The organism is Burkholderia sp. WTPI3 (assembly GCF_021483755.1).
Classification (GTDB): Bacteria; Pseudomonadota; Gammaproteobacteria; order Burkholderiales; family Burkholderiaceae; genus Burkholderia.
Genome location: NZ_JAGIXF010000008.1, coordinates 63,947 through 85,345, shown reverse-complemented (window position 1 = coordinate 85,345; position 21,399 = coordinate 63,947). Strand labels below are relative to the sequence as shown.

The following is a 21,399-nucleotide window of genomic DNA, read 5'->3' as shown; positions in this document are numbered from 1 at the left end:
CTCGCCGCGCCGCCACATGGTGCGGCGGCAGTCTGTTTCGCCGGATGTTTTCCCGGACAAGGAGCCCCCTGCATGAGCACAACTTACGCTTACGCGGCGACCGACGCGCAGTCGCCGCTCGCCCCGTTCGAATTCCAGCGCCGTGCGCTGCGCGACCTCGACATCCAGATCGAGGTACTGTACTGCGGCGTTTGCCACTCCGACCTGCACCAGGCCCGCAACGAATGGCGCAACACGATCTACCCGGTCGTGCCGGGCCATGAAATCGTCGGCCGCGTGACCGCGACCGGCCCGCAGGTGTCGCGCTTCAAGGTCGGCGAGCTGGTCGGCGTCGGCTGTCTCGTCGACTCGTGCCGCACCTGCCCAAGCTGCGAGGAAGGCCTCGAACAGTATTGCGAGAACGGCTTCGTCGGCACCTACAACGGTCAGGATCGCGTGACCGGCGACGTCACGTACGGCGGCTACTCGACGCAACTCGTCGTCGACGAGGCGTTCGTGCTGCGCGTGCCGGAGACGCTCGACCCGGCCGGCGCCGCGCCGCTGCTGTGCGCGGGGATCACGACCTATTCGCCGCTGCGCCAGTGGAACGTCGGCCCCGGCAAGAAGGTCGGGATCGTCGGCCTCGGCGGGCTCGGCCATATGGGCGTGAAGCTCGCACGCGCGATGGGCGCGCACGTCGTGCTGTTCACGACGTCGCCGTCGAAGATCGAGGACGGCAAGCGGCTCGGCGCGCACGAAGTGGTGATCTCGAAGGACGAAGCGCAGATGAACGCGCACCTGAACAGCCTCGACTTCATCCTGAACACGGTCGCCGCGCAGCACGACCTGAATCCGTTCCTGCACCTGCTCAAGCGCGACGGCACGATGACGCTCGTCGGTGCGCCGGAGCACGACCATCCGTCGCCGCAGGTGTTCAACCTGATCTTCAAGCGACGCCGCCTCGCGGGCTCGCTGATCGGCGGGATCGCGGAAACGCAGGAAATGCTCGATTTCTGTGCGGAACACGGGATCACGTCGGACATCGAAACGATTCCGATGCAGCAGATCAATGCCGCTTACGAACGGATGCTGAAGAGCGACGTGAAGTACCGGTTCGTGGTGGACATGGCGTCGCTCAAGCAGTAAGCGACGCGCCAGACGAAACGGGCCGCATGTTCGACATGCGGCCCGTTTTGCATCCGGCGACCGAAGGGTTCGACTGCGGTGCGCGTCATGCCGCACCGCGTCGCATCGCGTCGACGATTACGTCTTGTAGTCGTAATCCACCGTCAGCGGCGCGTGATCGCTGAACTTGATGTCCTTGAAGATCGCCGTGCTCTTGGCGGTGCCGGCCACGCCCGGCGTCGCGATCTGGTAATCGATCCGCCACCCGACGTTCTTCGCGTATGCCTGGCCGCGGTTGCTCCACCACGTGTACTGCTCTGCGCGCGGGTCGAGCATGCGGAACACGTCGACATAGCCGACGTCGTCGAACAGTTGCGTGAGCCACGCGCGCTCTTCCGGCAGGCAGCCCGAATTCTTCTGGTTGCTCTTCCAGTTCTTGATGTCGATTTCCTTGTGGACGATGTTCACGTCGCCGCACAGGATCACCTCGCGCTTTTTCTTCAGCTCGGCCAGGTGCGGCATGAACTCGTCCATGAAGCGGTACTTCGCCTGCTGGCGCTCTTCGCCGCTCGAGCCGGACGGCACGTACACCGACACGACCGACAGTTTGCCGTAGCGCGCCTCGACGTAACGCCCCTCGGCATCGAATTCGCTGCTGCCGAAGCCGATGATCACGTCATCGGGCTCGTGGCGGCTGTACACGCCCGCGCCGCTGTAGCCCTTCTTCTCGGCGTGGTGGAAATAGCTCCTGAAGCCGTGCGGCTCGACGAATTCGGCCGGCAGGTCGTCGGCCGACACCTTGATTTCCTGCACGCACACGCAGTCGGCGTTCTGCTCGCCGAGCCATTCGAAGAAGCCCTTCTTCGCGGCGGAGCGGATGCCGTTCAGGTTGGCGGTAATCACTCGCATCATGTCGGGTTCCGTTGTTCAGTTCAGTTCGATGTTTTTTACAGGATCGCAGCCTAGCGGATCTTCACACCGTCGAGCTCCGGCTTCGGCGGCGGGAATTCGAGCTTCATGTCGGTCATCGTACGCAGCAGCAGCTCGGCGATCATCACGTTGCGGTGCGTCTTCGAGTTGGCCGGAATCACGTACCACGGCGCATGCTCGGCCGACGTCGCGGCGAGCGCGTCGCGGTATGCCGACTGGTACGCGTCCCAGTGCTTGCGCGCGTCGAGATCGGAGATGTCGAATTTCCAGTGCTTGGTCGGATCGTCGATGCGCGCCTGCAGCCGCTCGCGCTGCTCGTCCTTCGAGATGTGCAGGAAGCACTTGATGATCGTCGTGCCGTTCTCCGCCAGCATCGTCTCGAAATCGCGGATCTGCCGATAGCGGCGCTCGCATTCCTTGTCGTCGATGAGATCGAGCACGCGCGGCACGAGCACGTCTTCGTAGTGGCTGCGGTTGAAGATCGCGAGTTCGCCCGCGGCCGGCACCTGCGCATGCACGCGCCACAGGAAGTCGTGCGCGGCCTCGATCGGCGTGGGCGCCTTGAACGGCACGATGCGCAGGCCAAGCGGATCGACGTCGCGGAACACCGCGCGCACGGTGCCGTCTTTGCCGCTGGTGTCCATCCCCTGCAGCACGAGCAGCACGCGCTTCTTCTGCTGCGTGTGCAGGCGCTCCTGCTGCACGTCGAGCTCCGTCGACACGGCGGTGAGCCGTTCGCGGTCGGCGTCCTTCGAACCCGACGAGAACGGCTTCGCGGCCGGATCGAACGCATCGAGCTTGAATCCGGCAGCTTCCTTCTCTCGCGTGCTGTACGGCACGCGAAAATCGTCGAGCGACGGTTGTTTCGCCATTCGTTCCTCCGTTGGACGGTGTGGTGCACACATGCACACGATAACGCATGCACCAAAACGACGGGCCGCCCCGAACAGGTTCGGCGGCGGCCCGTCGTCAAGCGCGGTTCAGGCGCGCGCCCATGTTCAGCCGAGCTTCTTCTTCAGCAGTTCGTTGACCTGCTGCGGATTGGCCTTGCCCTTCGTCGCCTTCATGGCCTGGCCGATCAGCGCGTTGAACGCCTTTTCCTTGCCCGCGCGGAATTCCTCGACCGACTTCGCGTTCGCCGCGAGCACCTCGTCGATGATCGCTTCCAGCGCGCCGGTGTCGGAGATCTGCTTCAGGCCCTTCGCGTCGATGATGCGGTCGGCCGCGCCTTCGTCGGTCGCCTTCTCGTCCCAGATCGTCGCGAAGATTTCCTTCGCGATCTTGTTCGAGATCGTGCCGTCGGCGATGCGCTGCAGCACCAGCGCGAGCTGGGCGGCCGAGACCGGAATCGCGTCGATCTCGATGCCGTCGCGATTCAACTGCGACGACACGTCGCCCATCAGCCAGTTCGCGGCGATCTTCGCGTTCGCCGCGCCGGCCTTCGCGACCACCGCCTCGAAGTACGCGGCCATCGCCTTGCTCGACGTCAGCACGCCCGCGTCATACGCGGACACGCCATATTGCTCGACGAAGCGCTGCTGCATCGCGGCCGGCAGCTCGGGCATCCCGGCCTGCACGCGTTCGACCCAGTCCTGGCCGATCACGAGCGGCATCAGGTCGGGATCGGGGAAGTAGCGGTAGTCGTGCGCGTCTTCCTTGCTGCGCATCGAACGCGTCTCGCGCTTGTCCGGATCGTAGAGGCGCGTTTCCTGCACGACTTCGCCGCCATCCTCGATCAGCTCGATCTGGCGACGGACTTCGTAGTTGATCGCTTCCTCGAGGAACCGGAACGAGTTCAGGTTCTTGATCTCGGCACGCGTGCCGAACTTCTCCTGGCCGACCGGGCGCACCGACACGTTCGCGTCGCAGCGGAACGAGCCTTCCTGCATGTTGCCGTCGCAGATGCCGAGCCACACGACGAGCCCATGCAGCGCCTTCGCGTAGGCGACGGCCTCGGCCGCGCTGCGCATTTCCGGCTCGGTGACGATCTCGAGCAGCGGCGTGCCCGCGCGGTTCAGGTCAATCCCCGTCATCCCGGCGAAGTCTTCATGCAGCGACTTGCCCGCATCTTCCTCGAGGTGCGCGCGGGTCAGGTTGACGGTCTTTTCGTACGCTTCCTTGCCGGCTTTTTCGTTGGCGGGCACCTGGATCGTGATCTGGCCACCCTGCACGACCGGAATCTCGTACTGGCTGATCTGATAACCCTTCGGCAGATCGGGGTAGAAATAATTCTTGCGCGCGAAGATGCTACGCGGCGCGATGGTCGAGCCGATCGCGAGGCCGAAGCGGATCGCGCGCTCGACCGCGCCGCGGTTCAGCACCGGCAGCACGCCCGGCAGCGCCAGGTCGACCGGGCAGGCCTGCGTGTTCGGCTCCGCGCCGAACTGCGTCGATGCGCCGGAGAAAATCTTCGAGACGGTCGACAGTTGCGCGTGCGTCTCGAGACCGATGACGACTTCCCATTGAGTAGCCATATGCTTACACCCCTGCCGGAACTTGCTTGTGCCAGTCGGTCGCGCGCTGGAACGCGTCGGCGACCTGCAGCATCCGGGCTTCGTTGAAATAGTTGCCGATGATCTGCAGGCCAACCGGGCGCTTCGCGTTCGCCCCGGCGCCGAAGCCGCACGGCACGCTCATGCCGGGCAGGCCGGCGAGGCTCACCGACAACGTGTAGATATCCGCGAGATACATCTGCACCGGATCGTCGCCCTTCGCGCCGAGATCCCATGCGACCGTCGGCGAAGCCGGGCCCATGATGACGTCGCAGGACTTGAACGCTTCCTGGAAGTCCTGCGCGATGATGCGGCGGATCTTCTGCGCCTGCAGGTAGTACGCGTCGTAGTAGCCGTGCGACAGCACGTAGGTGCCGACGAGAATCCGGCGCTTCACCTCAGGGCCAAAGCCTTGGGCGCGCGACTTCTTGTACATGTCGAGCAGGTCGCCGTACTGCGCGGCGCGATGGCCGAAGCGCACGCCGTCGAAACGCGACAGGTTCGACGAGGCTTCAGCCGGTGCGATCACGTAGTACACGGGAATCGACAGTTCCGTCTTCGGCAGCGACACGGGCACGAGCGTCGCGCCGAGCGCTTCATACTGCTTGAGCGCCGCGTCGATCGACGCGCGCACGTCGTCGGCGAGACCATCGCCGAAATACTCGTTCGGCAGCCCGATGCGCAGGCCCGCGAGCGGCTTGCCCGCATCGTTGCCGGCCGCCCACGGCTGGCCGAGGTGGCGCGTGAAATCCTCGTCGTCGCGCTCGAGGCTCGTCGAATCGCGCGCGTCGAAGCCGGCCATCGCGTTCAGCAGCAGCGCGCAGTCCGACGCGCTCTGCGCCATCGGGCCGCCCTGATCGAGCGACGACGCGAACGCGATCATCCCGTAGCGCGACACGCGGCCGTAGGTCGGCTTGATGCCCGTCACGCCCGCGAACGACGCGGGCTGGCGGATCGAGCCGCCGGTGTCGGTGCCGGTCGCGGCCGGCGCGAGGCGCGCGGCGACGGCGGCCGAGCTGCCGCCCGAGCTGCCGCCCGGCACCGCGCTGGTGTCCCACGGGTTCTTCACCGCGCCGAACGCCGAGTTCTCGTTGGACGAGCCCATCGCGAACTCGTCCATGTTGGTCTTGCCGAGCGTGACCATGCCGGCCGCCTGCAGGCGGGCGACGACGGTCGCGTCGAACGGGCTCTCGTAGTTCGCGAGCATCTTCGAGCCGGCGGTCGAGCGCCAGCCGCGCGTGACGAACACGTCCTTGTGCGCGATCGGCAGGCCGGTCAGCGCGCCGCCCGCGCCGCGCGCGAGTTCGGCGTCGGCGGCCTTCGCCTGTGCGAGGGTCAGATCGGCGTCGACATGGACGAACGCGTTCAGGTCGCGAGCCGCGTCGATCCGTTTCAGGTAGAGCTGCGCGAGCTCGACGGCCGAGCATTCCTTGGCGGCGAGCGCGGCGCGCAGTTCGGTCAGGCTTTTTGCGTGCATTGAGTGGTTTTCCTGGGAATTCTGGGTCGCGCGCGGCGCAGGGCCGGCGCGCTTGTCAGCGAATGCTTACTCGATCACCTTCGGCACGAGATAGAGGCCGTCCTGGACGGCCGGCGCCGGACGCTGGTTGTCGTCGCGATTGACGACTTCCGTCACGGCGTCGTCGCGCAGGCGCTGCGCGACTTCCTGGATCTGTTCGATCGGGTGGGCGAGCGGCGCGATGCCGGCGGTGTCGACCGCCTGCATCCGCTCGACGAGGCCGAAGAATTCGTTGAGCTGGCCGAGCGTATGCTCGGCGTCGGCGTCGGCCATTTCGAGTCGCGCCAGGTGCGCGATGCGTTTCACATCGGTCAGGGTCAGGGCCATGCGATCACCGGAAAAACAAGACTGCGCAGCGCCTCGAAAACAGCGCTGCGGCGGGGGGTTGGAGGGTGCGATCCCACCCTCAAAAATCGGGGCCGAAGCGGCAAAAATACCGACCGTTTCGATTCAAATACCGTGAAATTATAAGGTATCATTACGCGTTCGACCCAAACCCGGCAGCCTTTTCCCGCACCGTTTCGCCCCGCTTCGGCAAGCCGTGCGTGCTTCGTGCGCCCCCGGTAGACATCACTCGCAGCTTCGTGCGCCGCGGCGGCCGCTTCCGCCACGCTTCCCGAGGCTGTTATTTTTTCCGCTGCCGCCCTCAGCGCTCGCTATGCAGGGCCGGCCCAGAGCGAAACAGGATTCTGAATGTTCGGTTTTTTGCGCAGCTACTTCTCCAACGATCTCGCGATCGACCTCGGCACCGCAAACACCCTGATCTACATGCGCGGCAAGGGCATCGTCCTCGATGAGCCGTCCGTCGTGTCGATTCGCCAGGAAGGCGGCCCCAACGGCAAGAAAACGATCCAGGCGGTCGGCAAGGAAGCCAAGCAGATGCTCGGCAAGGTACCGGGCAACATCGAGGCGATCCGCCCGATGAAGGACGGCGTGATCGCCGACTTCACCGTCACCGAGCAGATGATCAAGCAGTTCATCAAGACGGCGCACGAATCGCGCATGTTCTCCCCGTCGCCGCGCATCATCATCTGCGTGCCGTGCGGCTCGACCCAGGTCGAGCGCCGCGCGATCAAGGAAGCGGCGCACGGCGCCGGCGCATCGCAGGTCTACCTGATCGAGGAGCCGATGGCGGCCGCGATCGGCGCGGGCCTGCCGGTGTCGGAAGCCACGGGCTCGATGGTCGTCGACATCGGCGGCGGCACGACCGAAGTCGGCGTGATCTCGCTCGGCGGCATCGTGTACAAGGGCTCGGTGCGCGTCGGCGGCGACAAGTTCGACGAAGCGATCGTCAACTACATCCGCCGCAACTACGGGATGCTGATCGGCGAACAAACCGCCGAAGCGATCAAGAAGGAGATCGGCTCCGCGTTCCCGGGTTCCGAAGTCAAGGAAATGGAAGTGAAGGGCCGCAACCTGTCGGAAGGCATTCCGCGCAGCTTCACGATCTCCAGCAACGAAATTCTCGAAGCACTGACCGACCCGCTGAACCAGATCGTGTCGTCGGTGAAGATTGCCCTCGAGCAGACGCCGCCGGAACTCGGCGCCGACATCGCCGAGCGCGGGATGATGCTGACGGGCGGCGGCGCGCTGCTGCGCGACCTCGATCGCCTGCTCGCGGAAGAAACCGGCCTGCCGGTGCTCGTCGCCGAAGACCCGCTCACGTGCGTCGTGCGCGGCTCGGGCATGGCGCTCGAGCGCATGGACAAGCTGGGCAGCATCTTCTCGTACGAGTGATGGCTTAAGCAGTCCCGTTTGATATGACGCACCCGCGGCGTGGCCGGATCGCTCGTTCAGAACGAACCGCCACGCCGTTTGCGCGTCTGAGCATTATCTAACCGATCGCCACGCGCCCGGCGCCGACCATGGAATACAGTCCGCCGCCCCTCTTCAAGCAAGGTCCGCCCGCGCTCGCGCGGCTCATCTTCTTCGTTGCACTCGCCATCGCGCTCCTCGTATCGGACGCGCGCTTCAGCACGCTCGAAATCGTCCGCGGCGTGCTGGGCACCGTGCTGTACCCGCTGCAGCGCGCGGCGCTCGTGCCGCGCGACCTGTTCATGGGCGCGGCCGACATCGCCGTCACGGGCGCATCGCTGCGTCACGAGAACGACGCGCTGCGCAAGCGCAACCTGCAGCTGTCCACGCAGGCCAACCAGGCCGCCGTGCTCGCGCAGGAAAACGTGCACCTGCGCGCGGTGCTCGAGCTGCGCCAGCACATCGCGACGCAATCGACGCCGGTCGAGATCCAGTACGACACCAGCGACCCGTTCACGCAGAAGATCGTGATCGGACAGGGTTCGCAGCAGGGCATCCAGGACGGCGCACCGGTCGTCAGCGAGGACGGCGTGATCGGCCAGGTCACGCGCGTGTTCCCGTTGCAGGCCGAAGTCACGCTGATCACCGACCGCGACCTCGCGATTCCCGTGCAGGTGCTGCGCACCGGCCTGCGCAGCGTGATCTACGGCACGCCGAAGGGTGACTCGCTCGACCTGCGCTTCGTGCCGACCAGTTCCGACCTCCTCGTGGGCGACGAACTCGTCACGAGCGGCCTCGACGGCGTCTACCCGCCGGGCCTGCCGGTCGCGAAGGTCGTGCGCGTCGACAAGCTCGCCGACACCGCATTCGCCCGCGTGACCTGCGCGCCGATCGCCGCCGTGCGCGGCGCGCGCCAGATGCTCGTGCTGCACTACCAGAACGACGTCCCGCCGCGCCCGGCCGATCCCGATCCGGCCGCCGACAAGAGCGCGAAGGGCGCCAGGAAGGGTGCGAAGGCCGCTGCCAAGAACGAGAAGGCCGACGCGAACGCGAAGCCGGCCGTCGCGGCCGCACCCGGCGCGAAACCCGCGCCTGCCGCTCCGGTCAGGCCCGCTGTCGCGCCTGCGAAGCCCGCGGCCGAATCAGGAGCCCAGCGATGAATCGCCCGCAATACATCCTGCAGCCGGTCAACCCGTACTTCATCGTCTTCAGCCTCGCCGCCGCGTTCCTGCTGAACCTGATGCCGTGGGGCCGCCTGCCCGGCGTGCCCGACTTCGTCGCGCTCGTGCTGCTGTTCTGGAACATTCACCAGCCGCGCAAGGTCGGAATGGGCGTCGCGTTCGCGCTCGGCATCCTGATGGACGTGCATGACGCGGGGCTGCTCGGCGAGCATGCGCTCGCCTATACGCTGCTGTCGTACGGCGCGATCACGATCCACCGGCGCGTGCTGTGGATGCCGATCGGCGTGCAGGTGCTGTACGTAACGCCGCTGCTCGTCGTCGCGCAGCTCGTGCCGTTCGTGATCCGCCTCGTGATGGGCGCCGCGTTCCCCGGCTGGCGCTATCTGGTGGACGGCTTCGTCGAGGCCGCGCTGTGGCCGATCGCGAGCCATCTGCTGCTGATGCCGCAACGCCGCCCGGTCGATCCGGACGATACGCGCCCCATCTGAGCCGCGCCGCCAGGACCGACCTTGAATACCCGCCGCCCCCACGCCCGCCGCGCGCCGCGCTCCGGGGCCGCCCCTCGCCCGCGCCCGCTCGCCGCGCACGGGCCGGATCGAACCTAACCGCATGACCGAATTCAACGACACCCAGCAACAGCTCTCGAGGTTCCGCCTGCGCGTCGCGGCGGCGGGCGTGTTCGTGTTCGTCTGCTTCGGACTGCTCGCGAGCCGCTTTTTCTACCTGCAGCTGTTCCAGCACGGCAAATACGCGTTGCAGGCCGAGGAAAACCGCATCTCGGTCGCGCCGATCGTACCGAACCGAGGGATCATCACCGACCGCAACGGCGTCGTCCTCGCGAAGAACTATTCGGCGTATACGCTCGAAATCACGCCGTCGAAGCTCGACGACACGCTCGAGAACACGATCGACAAGCTGTCCGAGATCATCCCGATCGATGCGCGCGACCGCCGCCGCTTCAAGAAGCTGCAGGAAGACTCGAAGAACTTCGAGAGCCTGCCGATCCGCACGCGCCTGACCGACGCGGAAGTCGCGCGCTTCACCGCACAGCGCTTCCGCTTCCCCGGCGTCGACGTGCGCGCGCGGCTGTTCCGCCAGTACCCGCTCGGCATGACGGCCGCGCACGTGATCGGCTACATCGGCCGGATCTCGAAGCGCGACCAGGATCGCATCGACGCGATGAGCGACGAGAACGACAGCGATCAGGAAAATTACGACCCGCGTCGCGATGCGAACAACTACAAGGGCACCGACTACATCGGCAAGATTGGTGTCGAGCAGAGCTACGAGACCGAGCTGCATGGCCTGACGGGCTTCGAGGAAGTCGAGGTGACGGCCGGCGGCCGGCCGGTGCGCACGCTGTCGCGCACGCAGGCGACCCCCGGCAACAACCTCGTGCTGTCGCTCGACATCGGGCTGCAGCAGGTCGCCGAGCAGGCGTTCGCAGGCAAGCGCGGCGCGCTCGTCGCGATCGAACCGAAGACGGGCGACGTGCTCGCGTTCGTGTCGTCGCCGAGCTTCGATCCGAACTCGTTCGTCGACGGCATCGACCAGCAGACCTGGGACGAGCTGAACAACTCGCCCGACAAGCCGCTCCTGAACCGCCCGCTGCACGGCACCTACCCGCCGGGCTCGACCTACAAGCCGTTCATGGCGCTGGCCGGCCTGACGCTCGGCAAGCGCACGCCGGGCTGGGGCTTCCAGGATCCCGGCTACTTCACGTTCGGCGGCCACACGTTCCGCAACGACGTGCGCTCGGGCCAGGGCTGGGTCGACATGAACAAGGCGATCATGGTGTCGAACGACACCTACTTCTACATGCTCGCGCGCGACCTCGGCGTGAACGCGATCGCGAACTTCATGAAGCCGTTCGGTTTCGGCCAGATCACCGGGATCGACATCCAGGGCGAGGCGCGCGGGATCCTGCCGTCGACCGACTGGAAGAAGAAGGCGTTCAAGAAGCCCGCACAGCAAAAGTGGTTCGACGGCGAAACGATCAGCCTGGGGATCGGCCAGGGCTACAACTCGTTCACGATCCTGCAGCTCGCGCATGCGACCGCGACGCTCGCGAACAACGGGATCGTGATGAAGCCGCACCTCGTGAAGGAAATCGAGGATCCGATCACGCGGGCACGTCACCTGACCGTGCCGAAGGAAAGCGAAGTGATCCCGCTCAAGCAGTCCGACATCGACGTCGTGAAGCGCGGGATGGAGAACGTGGTCGAAAACCCGTCAGGCACCGCGTACAAGGTGTTCCGCGGCGCGCAATACCAGGCTGCCGGCAAGACCGGTACCGCGCAGGTGTTCTCGCTGCAGGGCTCGAACTACAAGGGCCACCTGCTCGCCGAACACCTGCGCGACCACGCGCTGTTCATCGCGTATGCGCCGGTCGACCATCCGCAGATCGCCGTGGCGCTGGTCGTCGAAAACGGCGGCTGGGGGGCGCAGGCCGCGGGCCCGATCGCGCGCCGAGTGCTCGACTTCTATCTCATCGACCGCCAGAACCCGCAGAGCGAATCGGCCGCCGTGGCCGCCGCCGCCTCGGCGACCGAGCCGGTGAACGCACCGGTGATCGGCGATGCATCGAAGCCCGCCGTCGTCGCGGCCGGCTTCACCGCACTGCCGCAACCGGTCCCGCCGAACCCGGCCAGCTCGGCGAACGCCGCATCGGCGCCCGACGCGGCGTTCGCCGCGCAGCCGGCCGACGCCAGCGCCGCCGCGCCGATGGCCGCGAGCCTGCCGCCGATCCGGCGCCCGCATCGGCCGCGCCGGCCCGCCAGCGACGCGCAACCGGCTGCCACCGTGCCGCGCGACGACAACTACCGTGCGACGGCCTCCGCGAAAGCGGCGACCGCCGGCACCTCTCATTAACGGAGAAAGGCATGCAATTCGACAAGCGCGCCTGGCTCGACAAGATCAAGCAGATGTTCGCGGGCTTCGACCGCCCGCTCGCCCTCATCGTGTTCCTGCTGCTGTGCGTGGGCATTGTCACGCTGTACAGCGCGGCGATCGACATGCCGGGCCGCGTCGAGGACCAGCTGCGCAACATCATGCTGACGTTCGTGCTGATGTGGGTGATCGCCAACATCCCGCCAACGACGCTGATGCGTTTCGCGGTGCCGCTCTATACGTTCGGGGTCGCGCTACTCGTTGCGGTCGCGCTGTTCGGGATGACCAAGAAGGGCGCGAAGCGCTGGCTGAACGTCGGCGTCGTGATCCAGCCATCCGAAATCCTAAAGATCGCGACACCGCTGATGCTCGCGTGGTATTACCAGCGCCGCGAAGGCGGGCTGCGCTGGTACGACTTCGTCGCCGCGTTCGGGATTCTGCTGGTGCCGGTCGCCCTGATCGCGAAGCAGCCCGACCTCGGCACGGGCCTGCTCGTGTTCGCCGCCGGTTTCTTCGTGATCTATCTCGCGGGCCTGTCGTTCAAGCTGATCGTGCCGGTACTGATCGCGGGCGTGATCGCGGTCGGCTCGATCGCCGTGTTCGAGCAGCGCATCTGCCAGCCCGACGTGCAGTGGCCGCTGATGCACGACTACCAGAAGCATCGCGTGTGCACGCTGCTCGACCCGACTTCCGACCCGCTCGGCAAGGGCTTCCACACGATCCAGGCCGTGATCGCGATCGGCTCGGGCGGCGTGCTCGGCAAGGGCTACCTGAAGGGCACGCAGGCGCACCTCGAGTTCATTCCGGAAAAGCACACCGACTTCATCTTCGCGGTGTTCTCGGAAGAATGGGGGCTCGTCGGCGGCCTCGTGCTGCTGACGCTCTACATGGCGCTGATCGCGCGCGGGCTCTATATCGCCGCGCAGGGCGCGACGCTGTTCGGCCGCTTGCTCGCGGGCTCGCTCACGCTCGCGTTCTTCGTCTATGCGTTCGTCAACATCGGGATGGTGAGCGGTGTGCTGCCCGTCGTCGGCGTGCCGTTGCCGTTCATGAGCTACGGCGGCACCGCACTCACGACGCTCGGCATCGCGATCGGGATGATCATGAGCGTCGGACGACAGCGGCGGTTGATGAAGACCTGACGACACGGCGCGGCGCGCAGCCGCCTGCTGTCGCGGCAATGAAAAAACGGCGCCCCGTGGCGCCGTTTTTCGTCGGGAAAGTCGAAACCGGACGCGGTCACGCCGTGCGGCGCGCGCTCATTGCGGCGTCTCGTGCGGGCTCCCTTGGTCCGCGCCCGATGCCGGCCCCTGCGTCTTCAGCCGTGCACTCAGCTCCTTGAATTTCAGCTCGGCCGTCTCGTCGCCCTGTGCCGCCGCCGCCGCGTAATACGCGCGCGCGATGTTCAGGTTCTGCGTGACGCCGTCGCCACCGCGCTCGTAGAACGACGCGGTCACGTACTGCGCGGTCGGCTCGCCGGCGTCCGCCGCGAGCTTGTACCACTCGAACGCCTGCCGGTTGTCGCGCGGCGTGCCGCGCCCGTCGAGGAACTGGTTCGCGAGCGACAGCTCGGCCTGCACATGCCCCTGCTTCGCCGCCCGCAGGAACCAGCGGTGCGCTTCGACCGGGTTGCGCGCAACGAACTCGCCGTCGTCGAACATCCGCCCGTACACGTACTGCGCGTGCGACATGTTCGCGTCGGCCGCGCGCTTCAGCCAACGCAACCCTTCCTCGACGTTCGCTGTCACGCCGACGCCGGTGAGCAGCATCATCGCGTAATTGAACTGCGCGAGCCGGTCGCCGCGCTCTGCCGCGTCGTGGAACTGCACCAGCGCCGCGCGATAGTCGCCGGCGTTGTAGTCGGCGACCGCCGATTGCGTCTCGTGCGCCGGATCCGGTTGAGCGCGTGGCGCATTCTGCGCGACCGCGGCGACGCACACGGCCCACAGCCCGAGCAGCACACCGATCCGCCCGTACGCAGCGATCGCACCGGCTGCACACCGCGCACGTATGCCGCCCACGCCATCGCCCGCACTCATGATCGCACCTCCTGCAGTGCCTGCCGCGTCGCGCGCAGCAGCCACGTCACGTCGGCCGACAGCGTGATCATCCGGTAGCCGGCCTCGCGGTACTGGCGCGCGCTCGCCGTATCGCCCGCGAAGATGCCGACCGCGACGCCGGCCTGCTTGCCGGCCGCGAGCACCCGCGCCATCGCGGTTTCGACGTCCGGGTGGCGACTGTCGCCGAGATGCCCGAGGCTCGCCGCGAGATCGGCCGGCCCGATGAACAGGCAGTCGACACCGGGCGTCGCGGCGATCCGCTCGACTTCGTCGACGCCGCGCGCCGATTCGATCTGCACGATCACCGCGACCTGCGCGTTCGCCGTCTGCAGGTAATCGCGACGCATCCCGAATGCCGCCGCGCGGACCATCCCGGCGACGCCGCGCAGCCCGTCCGGGGAATCGAGCGACGGAAAGCGAGTGAGCCGCACCGCATGCGCGGCGTCGTCAGGCGTCTCGACACAAGGAAACATCAGCGTGCGCGCGCCGGCGTCGAGCGCGCGCTTCACGAGCCACGGCTCACGCCCCGGCACGCGCACGACGGGCTCGCTCGGCAGATGCGCGGCGGCCAGCGCACGCAGCTGCGACGCGACGTCGCGGCTGTCGTTCGGCGCATGCTCCATGTCGATGCAGAGCCAGTCGTAGCCGGCGTGCGCGAGCGCTTCCGCGGCCGAGTCGCAGCCGAGCGACAGCCACAGTCCGTACAGCGGCTCGTCGCCGTCATGCAGACGTTGCTTGAGGGAATTGGTGAGCGTGCTCATCGATACGGCCTCCTGGCGGACAGGCAATCGAACGGAACAGGCAACAAGGAAGACGGCCGGGCGACAGTGGCCGATCGCGGGGCGCAACGGACAGCGCCACGCAACGATCATAGCGCGCCGCCGGGCGAAATGTGGGAAGACACGTGAAGCAGGCCCGATCGGGCGCCGCAGGGCAGGCAACCGCCGGCCGGCCGCCGCGCGAATGCGCGGGCCGGCGCCGCGGCATCAGCGGGCCGGTTCGCGCTCGACGTCGGCCCAGCAGTTCGGCGTTTCGTACAGGCGCACGCGCTCCAGGCGCAGGTTCACTCCGTAGTGCGCGTCGTACACGTTCGCGAGGATGTCGAACGCGATCGCCGCGAGGTTCTCGACGGTCGGGATCCGGTCGATCACGACCGTCTTGTGGTCAGCCATCTGCTCGAGGAACGAGCGCACGACTTCGTCGCGCGCATAGACCAGGAACGCATGGTCCCACTTGTTGACGAGGTGCTCGACCGCGAGCGCCTTCACGTCGGCGAAATCCATCACCATGCCGCGGTCGGGCGCCCCCTCGGTATCGACGAGATCGCCGCGCAGCGTGACTTCGAGCACGTAGCGATGACCGTGCAGGTTCCTGCACTGGCTGCGGTGATCGGGAATGCGGTGGCCCGCGTCGAATTCGAGTTTTCGGGTAATCAGCACGATGTCAAAGGCCGTGGCTCAGGGAATGTTCAGATATTTGTGGGTCTGCATCGACAGCCGCCACTGCGGATGCCGCTTGCACCAGTCGATCGCGAGCTTCGTATTGATGTCGCGCGACGGGCCGTCCATCGGCTGCACCAGAAAATACTCGAAATCGAGCTTCGCGTAGTCGGCGAGCCGCTGGTTGTCCTGCGGGATCACGACCTTCAGTTCGTTGCCCTTCGTGACGACGAGCGGCGCGTCGGCCTTCGGGCTCACGCAGATCCAGTCGATCGTCTCGAGCACCGGCAGCGAGCCGTTGGTTTCGATCGCGATCTCGAAGCCCGCCGCGTGCAGCGCGTCGACGAGCGGCGGGTCGAGCTGCAGCATCGGCTCGCCGCCGGTGCAGACGACGAAGCGATGCGCCTCGCCGTGCGGCCACAGGCCGGCGATCGTCGCGACGAGCGCTTCGGCATCCTTGAACTTGCCGCCGTTCTCTCCGTCCGTGCCGACGAAGTCGGTATCGCAGAAGCGGCACACGGCGTCCGCACGATCTTCTTCGCGGCCCGACCACAGATTGCAGCCGGCGAACCGGCAGAACACGGCCGGACGGCCGGCGTTCGCGCCCTCGCCCTGCAACGTGTAGAAAATTTCCTTGACCGCGTAAGTCATCGTGCTTCGTCCGGCTCGCGCCGCTCGTTGTCGATCAGAATCGGTTATCGATTAAGCCCTGCCGGCGCATGTGCGTCACAGCGGCGCTTCGGTCACCCGCTCGCCCTTCAGGTAAGCCTCGTAGCCGCGCTTGCGCAGCTTGCAGGCCGGGCACTCGCCGCAGCCGAAGCCCCAGTCGTGCAGTTCCGCGCGCTCGCCCACGTAGCACGTGTGCGTCTCGACACGGATCAGCTCGACGAGCGCCTCGCCGCCGAGTTGTTCGGCGAGCTGCCAGGTCTGCGCCTTGTCGAGCCACATCAGCGGCGTCTCGAGCACGACACGCGTGTCCATCCCGAGGTTCAGCGCAACCTGCAGCGCCTTCATCGTGTCGTCGCGGCAGTCGGGGTAGCCTGAGAAATCGGTCTCGCACATCCCGCCGACCAGCACGCGCAGCCCCCGGCGATAGGCGATCGCAGCGGCGATCGTCATGAACAGCAGGTTGCGGCCCGGCACGAACGTGTTCGGCAAGCCGTTCGCCGCGGTCTCGATCTCGATCGAGCGCGTCATCGCGGTATCGCTGATCGCGCCGAGCACCGACAGGTCGATCATGTGATCGTCGCCGAGCCGGTCCGACCATGCGGGAAACTGATGCTTCAGCGCTTCGCGCACGCCTTCGCGACATTCGAGTTCGACGCGGTGGCGCTGGCCGTAATCGAAGCCGAGCGTCTCGACCGTCTGGTAGCGCTCCAAGGCCCAGGCCACACAAGTGGCCGAGTCCTGCCCGCCGGAAAACAACACGAGCGCGCCGTCTTTAGCGTCTGTCCGAATCACCGTGATACTCCGTGAATGTGTAGGCTCGCGTCGCGCTGCGCCCCGGGGCCGACTGCCGCCGGGCGGCCCGACGCGTGCCGGCCTGCGCCGGCTCGACCAGTATAGGCAGCGCGGTCGGCCGCGAACGCGGCACAGCGCTTATACCGCCCATCGCGCGGCATCGTTGCCGCGCCTCACGGCAGCGCCTGCGGGCAACCAGCCGTACGCGTAAAGCAAGGCGCTAAGTCATTGAGCGGGCACGGATTTTATCACGCCCCCACAAATGCTGCCGGGCAGGCTTCCGACGACACGCGATACCCACCACAAACGAAAAACCCCAAGAACCTTCCGATTCTTGGGGTTGGAACTGCTGGTGGCGGAGTGTATCACAAAAATCAACAGCCTCGGCCATACGTCTGAGCCACAACGGGCAGATCTGAGCCGTGGAGAGCAACCTACAGGGACATGCATACGTTCGTTCGCAGCCGCACATTCCCGCGACTGGCGCGCCGGGATTGTATCAAATATGCATGGGCATCGACCTACCCGCTTAGGCGAAATGGGTCCGCACAATCATCCGCCAGCGAATCGCCCCTTGGACGAACGTATGCTGATGATGATTTTGTGCTGGCAACGGATGCTGTTTGGTTGAGACGATGCTCTGCCCACAGCCTTCGCACCGATATATTCCGGAATATGGCGTCGGCGTTCCCGGATGGTGTATCTGATCAAAGTCAGCAGTCTGCTCTTGCGACAAGTACTGCCCATACTTGTAGAACGCCATTTGACCCTCCTAAGCCACCTTTAAATTACACCCGTCATCTCGTCGACCGAAACGGCAATACCGTACTGTCACCTTTTACACCAATCGTTCCCGCGACTGCCGATTTCAACCGCGCGAGTTCAATCACGTTGCTCTTGCCCTGGAAATATCCTTCCGGCAATCCGGCAAGCATCTCAATATCGACTGCAGACAAACCAAGATGCCTCGGGATCGCCTCTATCGGCATCACCCCCTCATTGACCAGCAGATCAATGGTTCGCCGAAGCAGCCTCGGTTGTTCTGGCTTGCGGTCCCCATCACCAGGCTCAGATTTCGCCCCCCACCGTGCGGATCGACGCTTAAACAGCACCAGTGCGTCATCGTCATCCAATAGATCAAGAGCACGCAAACGCATGATCATTGCGGCAGCCGAAACACCCCAGCGGCGCTTCAGCAACAGCAAATCATCAAGCGTCGGCGGGATCTTGATCTCGGCGGCAAAATTCTCCGCAGGCAACAGGAAAGCGCCAGCAAAATGGTGTGCCTGCTTCTCGAGCACGTTATGGCGCTCCCGCTCGTTCGGGCGCGTGATATACCGGTGCAGCACTAGATGACCAAGCTCATGAGCAAGGTCAAACCGGCTACGATACCCATTGTCCTTATCTGCCGACAAAAGAATCAGCGGCCGGCCCAATGCATCACTCCACGCGGAGAGTCCTTCAATCTGCGCGATTCCGGTCTCCTCGCGGATGACGATAATGCCAGCGCCTTCGACAGCAAGAGCCAGGTCTTGCACGACGGCTCGCCCGAGACGCCACATATCCCGGCATTCAGCCGCCGCACGTTCAATATCTTCCGCGGTAATCTCTTCGGGATCAGAATACTGACGGACAGGCAGATTGAGTTCTGGATAGTCAACGAACTCCATCAATGCTGCCGCAACGTCCTGAGCCCATTCCAAGCGAGCCTCGAGCATCGCGCGGGCAGCAACGTGTGCCGACGCATTACTTCTAAACAACGGCGGTGAGACCTTCTCCGACAATGGACGAGTAAACCATTCGGGCGTCACGTTCACGACGCCTGCGAGGCGCTCAAGCGCCTCTCGTTCTGGGGCCTGCAATCCAGCACGCCATTTGCTAACGGTCGCCGGCGACACGCCAACCATCGACGCCAGCTGAACCTGCGTAACACGACGCACTGCAAGGATCTGACTCAACCGATCCTTTTCAAACCCCTGTACACCACCCCTGCTCATTGCGTTGTTCCATCTTTGCCCTGCTTTTTGCCGATGTCCTTCTTGAGCTTCGGCACCGCAAGGTCGTTCTGAATTTCCGGTTTCTGATCGTACCGCTTGGCGAACGCCTCAATGGGCTCCTTGAACAGCCACCCTTCCATGCGCTGATCGGGAACAGCAATCTGGATGGAAGTCGGCGCATCCGGTTGCACCTGCAGCGAACCCGCAAAGCAAGCCACGAAAAAGGCGACCGCTTCCGACGGGGTCTGATAATCGCCGAACAGCCCCGGCTGAACCAGCGGCTCGATCGCCATATTAGCCAACGACATCTGGCGCCTCGTTTTACTGCGACGCCCGTTTACCCACAGTCCCTCTTTAATGTTGAAGCGCGCTAGGGTAAAAATGCCGGCCCGCCCAGTCACGATCGTGTTACCTCGGATCGGAGACGGGGCCGCGTCATTGGCTGCCAGCGCACGCTGAAATGTCTCGTTCAAGTGGAAGTGTCTCAGTTGCCCAACGACACTCGGAAGGTGACCGTCGTCCATTCCCCGCGCAGCGGCATGTGCACGCTGCGCCCCAACGATGAAGGCCTCCTCGATCGCCATCACAACGTCTCGAGGCACATTCTTGACCAGCAGGTCGGGGATCGTTTCCTTGCTCTGGGCAACCATCAGCAACTCCATACGAGAATTTCGCTTTGGAGGATTCTACACCTTAAAAATTTCGTTTAACAAGTCGCGAGTCGATTGTAATTTAGGGGTCAGATTATTTTGGGCGGTTATCGGCCTGCGACATTCGATTCGCCGCCCGGCCGCTGCCTCTCTCATCGAGATCCAATTTCCCGCCAGGTCACCTTAATCCGGCGATGGCTCGGACCAGAATGCGTCGCCGTCCTCGGGACCATCCCGAAGACCGACAATGCCAAGGTAAAGAAGAACAGGGATAGTTTTGCGATTAGCGGCCCCCTGCAGGTCAATCGCCAGCCAGCCGAGACTGAGCCCCCACACTATCGGGCCTAGCCACTCAGCCCACCAAGGGAACCTTGCAATGAGATTCTTTAAGAGCTCTTCAGCAGCTTTACGCCCAATGAAAGCGGCTATCGCTGCAACAGCGAGCCCCTGAACAATCGTTGCAGTTATTTCAGGGCCGAGCAGAGAAAACAATATCGGCAAGAAATATGCCTTGTTCTTCTTAATCTTATCGAAAAACTCATCCTGCTGATCCTTCCCTACCCCCGCTTTATCAAACATTTCACGTTGTTGGTCAGGCTTTAACTCGAAAAACATCTTTTCGACGGTGAATTTCACCAATCTTTCAAGTTTCGCCTCGACACCACCAATTAGCTTCTGCTTTACCTTTAATTTCTTGCTTACATCTTCGATGATTTCATGGATGCTAATTCCCGCCGGCTCCTCCGAAGATGTCAATTTTCTGTACGCGTATGCGATGTCCGAGCTGCCAAGATAGCGAATTTCTCGCTCTAAAATCTTCGCCAGCGACTCTTTTTGGGATCGACGGCCGCCTCCCTTAAAGGAAACAAGCGCCTCTTTCAATTCGGTATCTGACGATAGGTTTGTGTAACTCTCGATTCTATCGATCAAAAACGAATAATCATCTGCCTCGCATTTCATCAAAAGCGAAGTCAATTCGTATGCCATTTTTCTTCCCGTAGCTTATTGTCGCGAAACTCACCGCAGCTCAACAATTCGTGCCCGCAACAGGTTCGTTGCGCATTCACAATCAGTCCAACATCGAAAGCGTGCCAATTGCGGCACGCAAGAGGCGTCTGCCCTCAAATCCGTCCTTGGTTTCGGCGAACCCGCGTCGAAGACGATCGGCAAGCTCATAGCATCGTTCGTCGTCGCTTAGCGTTTCCAGTCCGATCAGGAGTTCCTCGTCACCGGCAGCAGCGTTCCAAGCTGCCTCCCCGTCACGCCATTCCAGATCGACGATGCTGCGCTCCTCGCCGGGCCTTACATAGCCCGGAGGCGCAGGAATTGGGTCGCCATTGCCTCGAATCAAGCTAACCAGCTCCCACCGCGAGTAATCGTCGGTGTAGTCGTGGAACGCTTCAGCCAGAAAGCCGCCATCGACTGAGGCCTCGAGCAACACCAGCCAGCGGAGCGTCTCAGGAGAAGCTGGTCCTTCGCACAACGACTTGACGTCGTCCGGCACGCTTTTCATGATCGCCTGCGCCAACTTCTCGGGCGATACGTTCGAGCGGATGGATCCACCGCAGTGATTTTCGAGATATTTGGCCTCGCTGCCGCTCGTGTACCGGAAGATTGTCCGGCTCGGGCGTCCCACCGGGTGATACTCACATCGCCAGTACGCACCGGATGGAGACGCGTACGGAAGAAGCAGCATCCTTCCGTAGCCATTCCGAATCAGCCAGATGCCAGCCTGCAGTACCTTGGCCCCTGCTTCCATGATCACTTGCTCGGGTGATTTCTTTTCGAAAATCGAATCTTCATCAGAGTTGGCCATAGGCCTTTGGTCTCCCTTTTTTTCATGGTTCACAGCTCGCGCTCTCTCCTTCCCACAGCCGACCTGTGAACAAGGACTGGACTTCGGTGGGCAATTGCTGTGAATACCA

Annotated in this window: 21 protein-coding genes; 6 read left to right on the top strand and 15 right to left on the bottom strand. The window is 64.3% G+C overall.

Translation table 11 applies throughout. The features are described from left to right. The first annotated feature begins 72 nt into the window (after window positions 1-72). Complete coding sequence (locus tag J7024_RS06895; protein ID WP_124828189.1) at window positions 73-1,125, top strand: NAD(P)-dependent alcohol dehydrogenase; 1,053 nt, start codon at window positions 73-75, stop codon at window positions 1,123-1,125. A 117-nt stretch (window positions 1,126-1,242) separates the two neighbouring features. On the opposite strand, the gene J7024_RS06890 is transcribed toward J7024_RS06895, so the two are convergent. The 5 genes from J7024_RS06890 to gatC form a co-directional block, all read right to left on the bottom strand. After that, the gene (locus tag J7024_RS06890) at window positions 1,243-2,016 is read right to left on the bottom strand and encodes an exodeoxyribonuclease III (protein ID WP_175770384.1); all 774 of its coding nucleotides are present in this window, start codon (window positions 2,014-2,016) and stop codon (window positions 1,243-1,245) included. Window positions 2,017-2,066: 50 nt separating this feature from the next. After that, window positions 2,067-2,906 (bottom strand): polyphosphate kinase 2 family protein, encoded by an 840-nt coding sequence (locus J7024_RS06885; protein WP_124828191.1) that lies wholly within the window; start codon window positions 2,904-2,906, stop codon window positions 2,067-2,069. Window positions 2,907-3,032: 126 nt separating this feature from the next. After that, window positions 3,033-4,508 carry an Asp-tRNA(Asn)/Glu-tRNA(Gln) amidotransferase subunit GatB gene (gene gatB / locus J7024_RS06880; RefSeq protein ID WP_124828192.1) on the bottom strand — a complete coding sequence of 492 codons (1,476 nt, stop codon included), beginning with the start codon at window positions 4,506-4,508 and terminating at the stop codon, window positions 3,033-3,035. A 4-nt stretch (window positions 4,509-4,512) separates the two neighbouring features. Next, window positions 4,513-6,003, bottom strand: coding sequence for an Asp-tRNA(Asn)/Glu-tRNA(Gln) amidotransferase subunit GatA (gene gatA / locus J7024_RS06875; RefSeq protein ID WP_124828193.1), 1,491 nt, complete (start codon window positions 6,001-6,003; stop codon window positions 4,513-4,515). 66 nt (window positions 6,004-6,069) lie between these two features. Continuing rightward, a complete protein-coding gene (gene gatC, locus J7024_RS06870) occupies window positions 6,070-6,369 on the bottom strand; it encodes an Asp-tRNA(Asn)/Glu-tRNA(Gln) amidotransferase subunit GatC (protein WP_096508406.1) in 300 nt (99 codons plus the stop codon). A gap of 366 nt (window positions 6,370-6,735) precedes the next feature. Here gatC and J7024_RS06865 point away from each other — a divergent pair, with 366 nt between their 5' ends. The 5 genes from J7024_RS06865 to rodA all read left to right on the top strand — a co-directional run bounded on the left by J7024_RS06865 (window position 6,736) and on the right by rodA (window position 13,009). After that, window positions 6,736-7,779, top strand: coding sequence for a rod shape-determining protein (locus tag J7024_RS06865; protein WP_004189550.1), 1,044 nt, complete (start codon window positions 6,736-6,738; stop codon window positions 7,777-7,779). Between the two features lie 128 nt (window positions 7,780-7,907). Then, window positions 7,908-8,957 (top strand): rod shape-determining protein MreC, encoded by a 1,050-nt coding sequence (gene mreC / locus J7024_RS06860; RefSeq protein ID WP_124828194.1) that lies wholly within the window; start codon window positions 7,908-7,910, stop codon window positions 8,955-8,957. Beyond that, window positions 8,954-9,466 carry a rod shape-determining protein MreD gene (gene mreD / locus J7024_RS06855; RefSeq protein ID WP_009687274.1) on the top strand — a complete coding sequence of 171 codons (513 nt, stop codon included), beginning with the start codon at window positions 8,954-8,956 and terminating at the stop codon, window positions 9,464-9,466. Before mreC ends, mreD begins: the two co-directional genes overlap by 4 nt. Before the next feature lie 121 nt (window positions 9,467-9,587). After that, a complete protein-coding gene (gene mrdA, locus J7024_RS06850) occupies window positions 9,588-11,849 on the top strand; it encodes a penicillin-binding protein 2 (protein ID WP_124828195.1) in 2,262 nt (753 codons plus the stop codon). Window positions 11,850-11,860: 11 nt separating this feature from the next. Beyond that, window positions 11,861-13,009, top strand: a complete 1,149-nt coding sequence (rodA, locus tag J7024_RS06845; RefSeq protein WP_124828196.1) for a rod shape-determining protein RodA — start codon at window positions 11,861-11,863, stop codon at window positions 13,007-13,009. A gap of 117 nt (window positions 13,010-13,126) precedes the next feature. On the opposite strand, the gene J7024_RS06840 is transcribed toward rodA, so the two are convergent. The 10 genes from J7024_RS06840 to J7024_RS06795 form a co-directional block, all read right to left on the bottom strand. Then, entirely contained in the window at window positions 13,127-13,906 is a 780-nt protein-coding gene (locus tag J7024_RS06840) for a tetratricopeptide repeat protein (RefSeq protein WP_234744929.1), read from the bottom strand. Continuing rightward, window positions 13,903-14,688 carry an HpcH/HpaI aldolase family protein gene (locus tag J7024_RS06835; RefSeq protein WP_175761508.1) on the bottom strand — a complete coding sequence of 262 codons (786 nt, stop codon included), beginning with the start codon at window positions 14,686-14,688 and terminating at the stop codon, window positions 13,903-13,905. Before J7024_RS06835 ends, J7024_RS06840 begins: the two co-directional genes overlap by 4 nt. A 225-nt stretch (window positions 14,689-14,913) precedes the next feature. Beyond that, the gene (queD, locus tag J7024_RS06830; RefSeq protein ID WP_098550281.1) at window positions 14,914-15,366 is read right to left on the bottom strand and encodes a 6-carboxytetrahydropterin synthase QueD; all 453 of its coding nucleotides are present in this window, start codon (window positions 15,364-15,366) and stop codon (window positions 14,914-14,916) included. Window positions 15,367-15,384: 18 nt separating this feature from the next. After that, window positions 15,385-16,017 carry a 7-carboxy-7-deazaguanine synthase gene (gene queE, locus J7024_RS06825; RefSeq protein ID WP_124828199.1) on the bottom strand — a complete coding sequence of 211 codons (633 nt, stop codon included), beginning with the start codon at window positions 16,015-16,017 and terminating at the stop codon, window positions 15,385-15,387. A gap of 75 nt (window positions 16,018-16,092) precedes the next feature. Beyond that, entirely contained in the window at window positions 16,093-16,827 is a 735-nt protein-coding gene (gene queC / locus J7024_RS06820) for a 7-cyano-7-deazaguanine synthase QueC (RefSeq protein WP_124828200.1), read from the bottom strand. A 529-nt stretch (window positions 16,828-17,356) separates the two neighbouring features. Beyond that, window positions 17,357-17,590, bottom strand: a complete 234-nt coding sequence (locus J7024_RS06815; RefSeq protein ID WP_234744926.1) for a hypothetical protein — start codon at window positions 17,588-17,590, stop codon at window positions 17,357-17,359. Between the two features lie 34 nt (window positions 17,591-17,624). Next, window positions 17,625-18,824, bottom strand: coding sequence for an XRE family transcriptional regulator (locus J7024_RS06810; RefSeq protein WP_234744925.1), 1,200 nt, complete (start codon window positions 18,822-18,824; stop codon window positions 17,625-17,627). Beyond that, window positions 18,821-19,486 carry an alpha/beta hydrolase gene (locus tag J7024_RS06805; protein WP_234744923.1) on the bottom strand — a complete coding sequence of 222 codons (666 nt, stop codon included), beginning with the start codon at window positions 19,484-19,486 and terminating at the stop codon, window positions 18,821-18,823. The genes J7024_RS06810 and J7024_RS06805 overlap by 4 nt, the downstream gene beginning before the upstream one ends. Window positions 19,487-19,657: 171 nt before the next feature. Further along, entirely contained in the window at window positions 19,658-20,461 is an 804-nt protein-coding gene (locus J7024_RS06800; RefSeq protein WP_234744921.1) for a hypothetical protein, read from the bottom strand. An 82-nt stretch (window positions 20,462-20,543) separates the two neighbouring features. Further along, window positions 20,544-21,290: a hypothetical protein gene (locus tag J7024_RS06795; protein ID WP_234744920.1), complete on the bottom strand. Its 747-nt coding sequence runs from the start codon at window positions 21,288-21,290 to the stop codon at window positions 20,544-20,546. Window positions 21,291-21,399 lie beyond the last annotated feature (109 nt).

What these genes read in the sequence shown, in the direction of transcription:
- J7024_RS06895 (WP_124828189.1), top strand. Translation starts at nt 73, where the DNA reads ATGAGCACAACTTACGCTTACGCGGCGACCGACGCGCAGTCGCCGCTC.
- J7024_RS06890 (WP_175770384.1), bottom strand. Translation starts at nt 2,016, where the DNA reads ATGATGCGAGTGATTACCGCCAACCTGAACGGCATCCGCTCCGCCGCG.
- J7024_RS06885 (WP_124828191.1), bottom strand. Translation starts at nt 2,906, where the DNA reads ATGGCGAAACAACCGTCGCTCGACGATTTTCGCGTGCCGTACAGCACG.
- gatB (WP_124828192.1), bottom strand. Translation starts at nt 4,508, where the DNA reads ATGGCTACTCAATGGGAAGTCGTCATCGGTCTCGAGACGCACGCGCAA.
- gatA (WP_124828193.1), bottom strand. Translation starts at nt 6,003, where the DNA reads ATGCACGCAAAAAGCCTGACCGAACTGCGCGCCGCGCTCGCCGCCAAG.
- gatC (WP_096508406.1), bottom strand. Translation starts at nt 6,369, where the DNA reads ATGGCCCTGACCCTGACCGATGTGAAACGCATCGCGCACCTGGCGCGA.
- J7024_RS06865 (WP_004189550.1), top strand. Translation starts at nt 6,736, where the DNA reads ATGTTCGGTTTTTTGCGCAGCTACTTCTCCAACGATCTCGCGATCGAC.
- mreC (WP_124828194.1), top strand. Translation starts at nt 7,908, where the DNA reads ATGGAATACAGTCCGCCGCCCCTCTTCAAGCAAGGTCCGCCCGCGCTC.
- mreD (WP_009687274.1), top strand. Translation starts at nt 8,954, where the DNA reads ATGAATCGCCCGCAATACATCCTGCAGCCGGTCAACCCGTACTTCATC.
- mrdA (WP_124828195.1), top strand. Translation starts at nt 9,588, where the DNA reads ATGACCGAATTCAACGACACCCAGCAACAGCTCTCGAGGTTCCGCCTG.
- rodA (WP_124828196.1), top strand. Translation starts at nt 11,861, where the DNA reads ATGCAATTCGACAAGCGCGCCTGGCTCGACAAGATCAAGCAGATGTTC.
- J7024_RS06840 (WP_234744929.1), bottom strand. Translation starts at nt 13,906, where the DNA reads ATGAGTGCGGGCGATGGCGTGGGCGGCATACGTGCGCGGTGTGCAGCC.
- J7024_RS06835 (WP_175761508.1), bottom strand. Translation starts at nt 14,688, where the DNA reads ATGAGCACGCTCACCAATTCCCTCAAGCAACGTCTGCATGACGGCGAC.
- queE (WP_124828199.1), bottom strand. Translation starts at nt 16,017, where the DNA reads ATGACTTACGCGGTCAAGGAAATTTTCTACACGTTGCAGGGCGAGGGC.
- J7024_RS06815 (WP_234744926.1), bottom strand. Translation starts at nt 17,590, where the DNA reads ATGGCGTTCTACAAGTATGGGCAGTACTTGTCGCAAGAGCAGACTGCT.
- J7024_RS06810 (WP_234744925.1), bottom strand. Translation starts at nt 18,824, where the DNA reads ATGAGCAGGGGTGGTGTACAGGGGTTTGAAAAGGATCGGTTGAGTCAG.
- J7024_RS06805 (WP_234744923.1), bottom strand. Translation starts at nt 19,486, where the DNA reads ATGGAGTTGCTGATGGTTGCCCAGAGCAAGGAAACGATCCCCGACCTG.
- J7024_RS06800 (WP_234744921.1), bottom strand. Translation starts at nt 20,461, where the DNA reads ATGGCATACGAATTGACTTCGCTTTTGATGAAATGCGAGGCAGATGAT.
- J7024_RS06795 (WP_234744920.1), bottom strand. Translation starts at nt 21,290, where the DNA reads ATGGCCAACTCTGATGAAGATTCGATTTTCGAAAAGAAATCACCCGAG.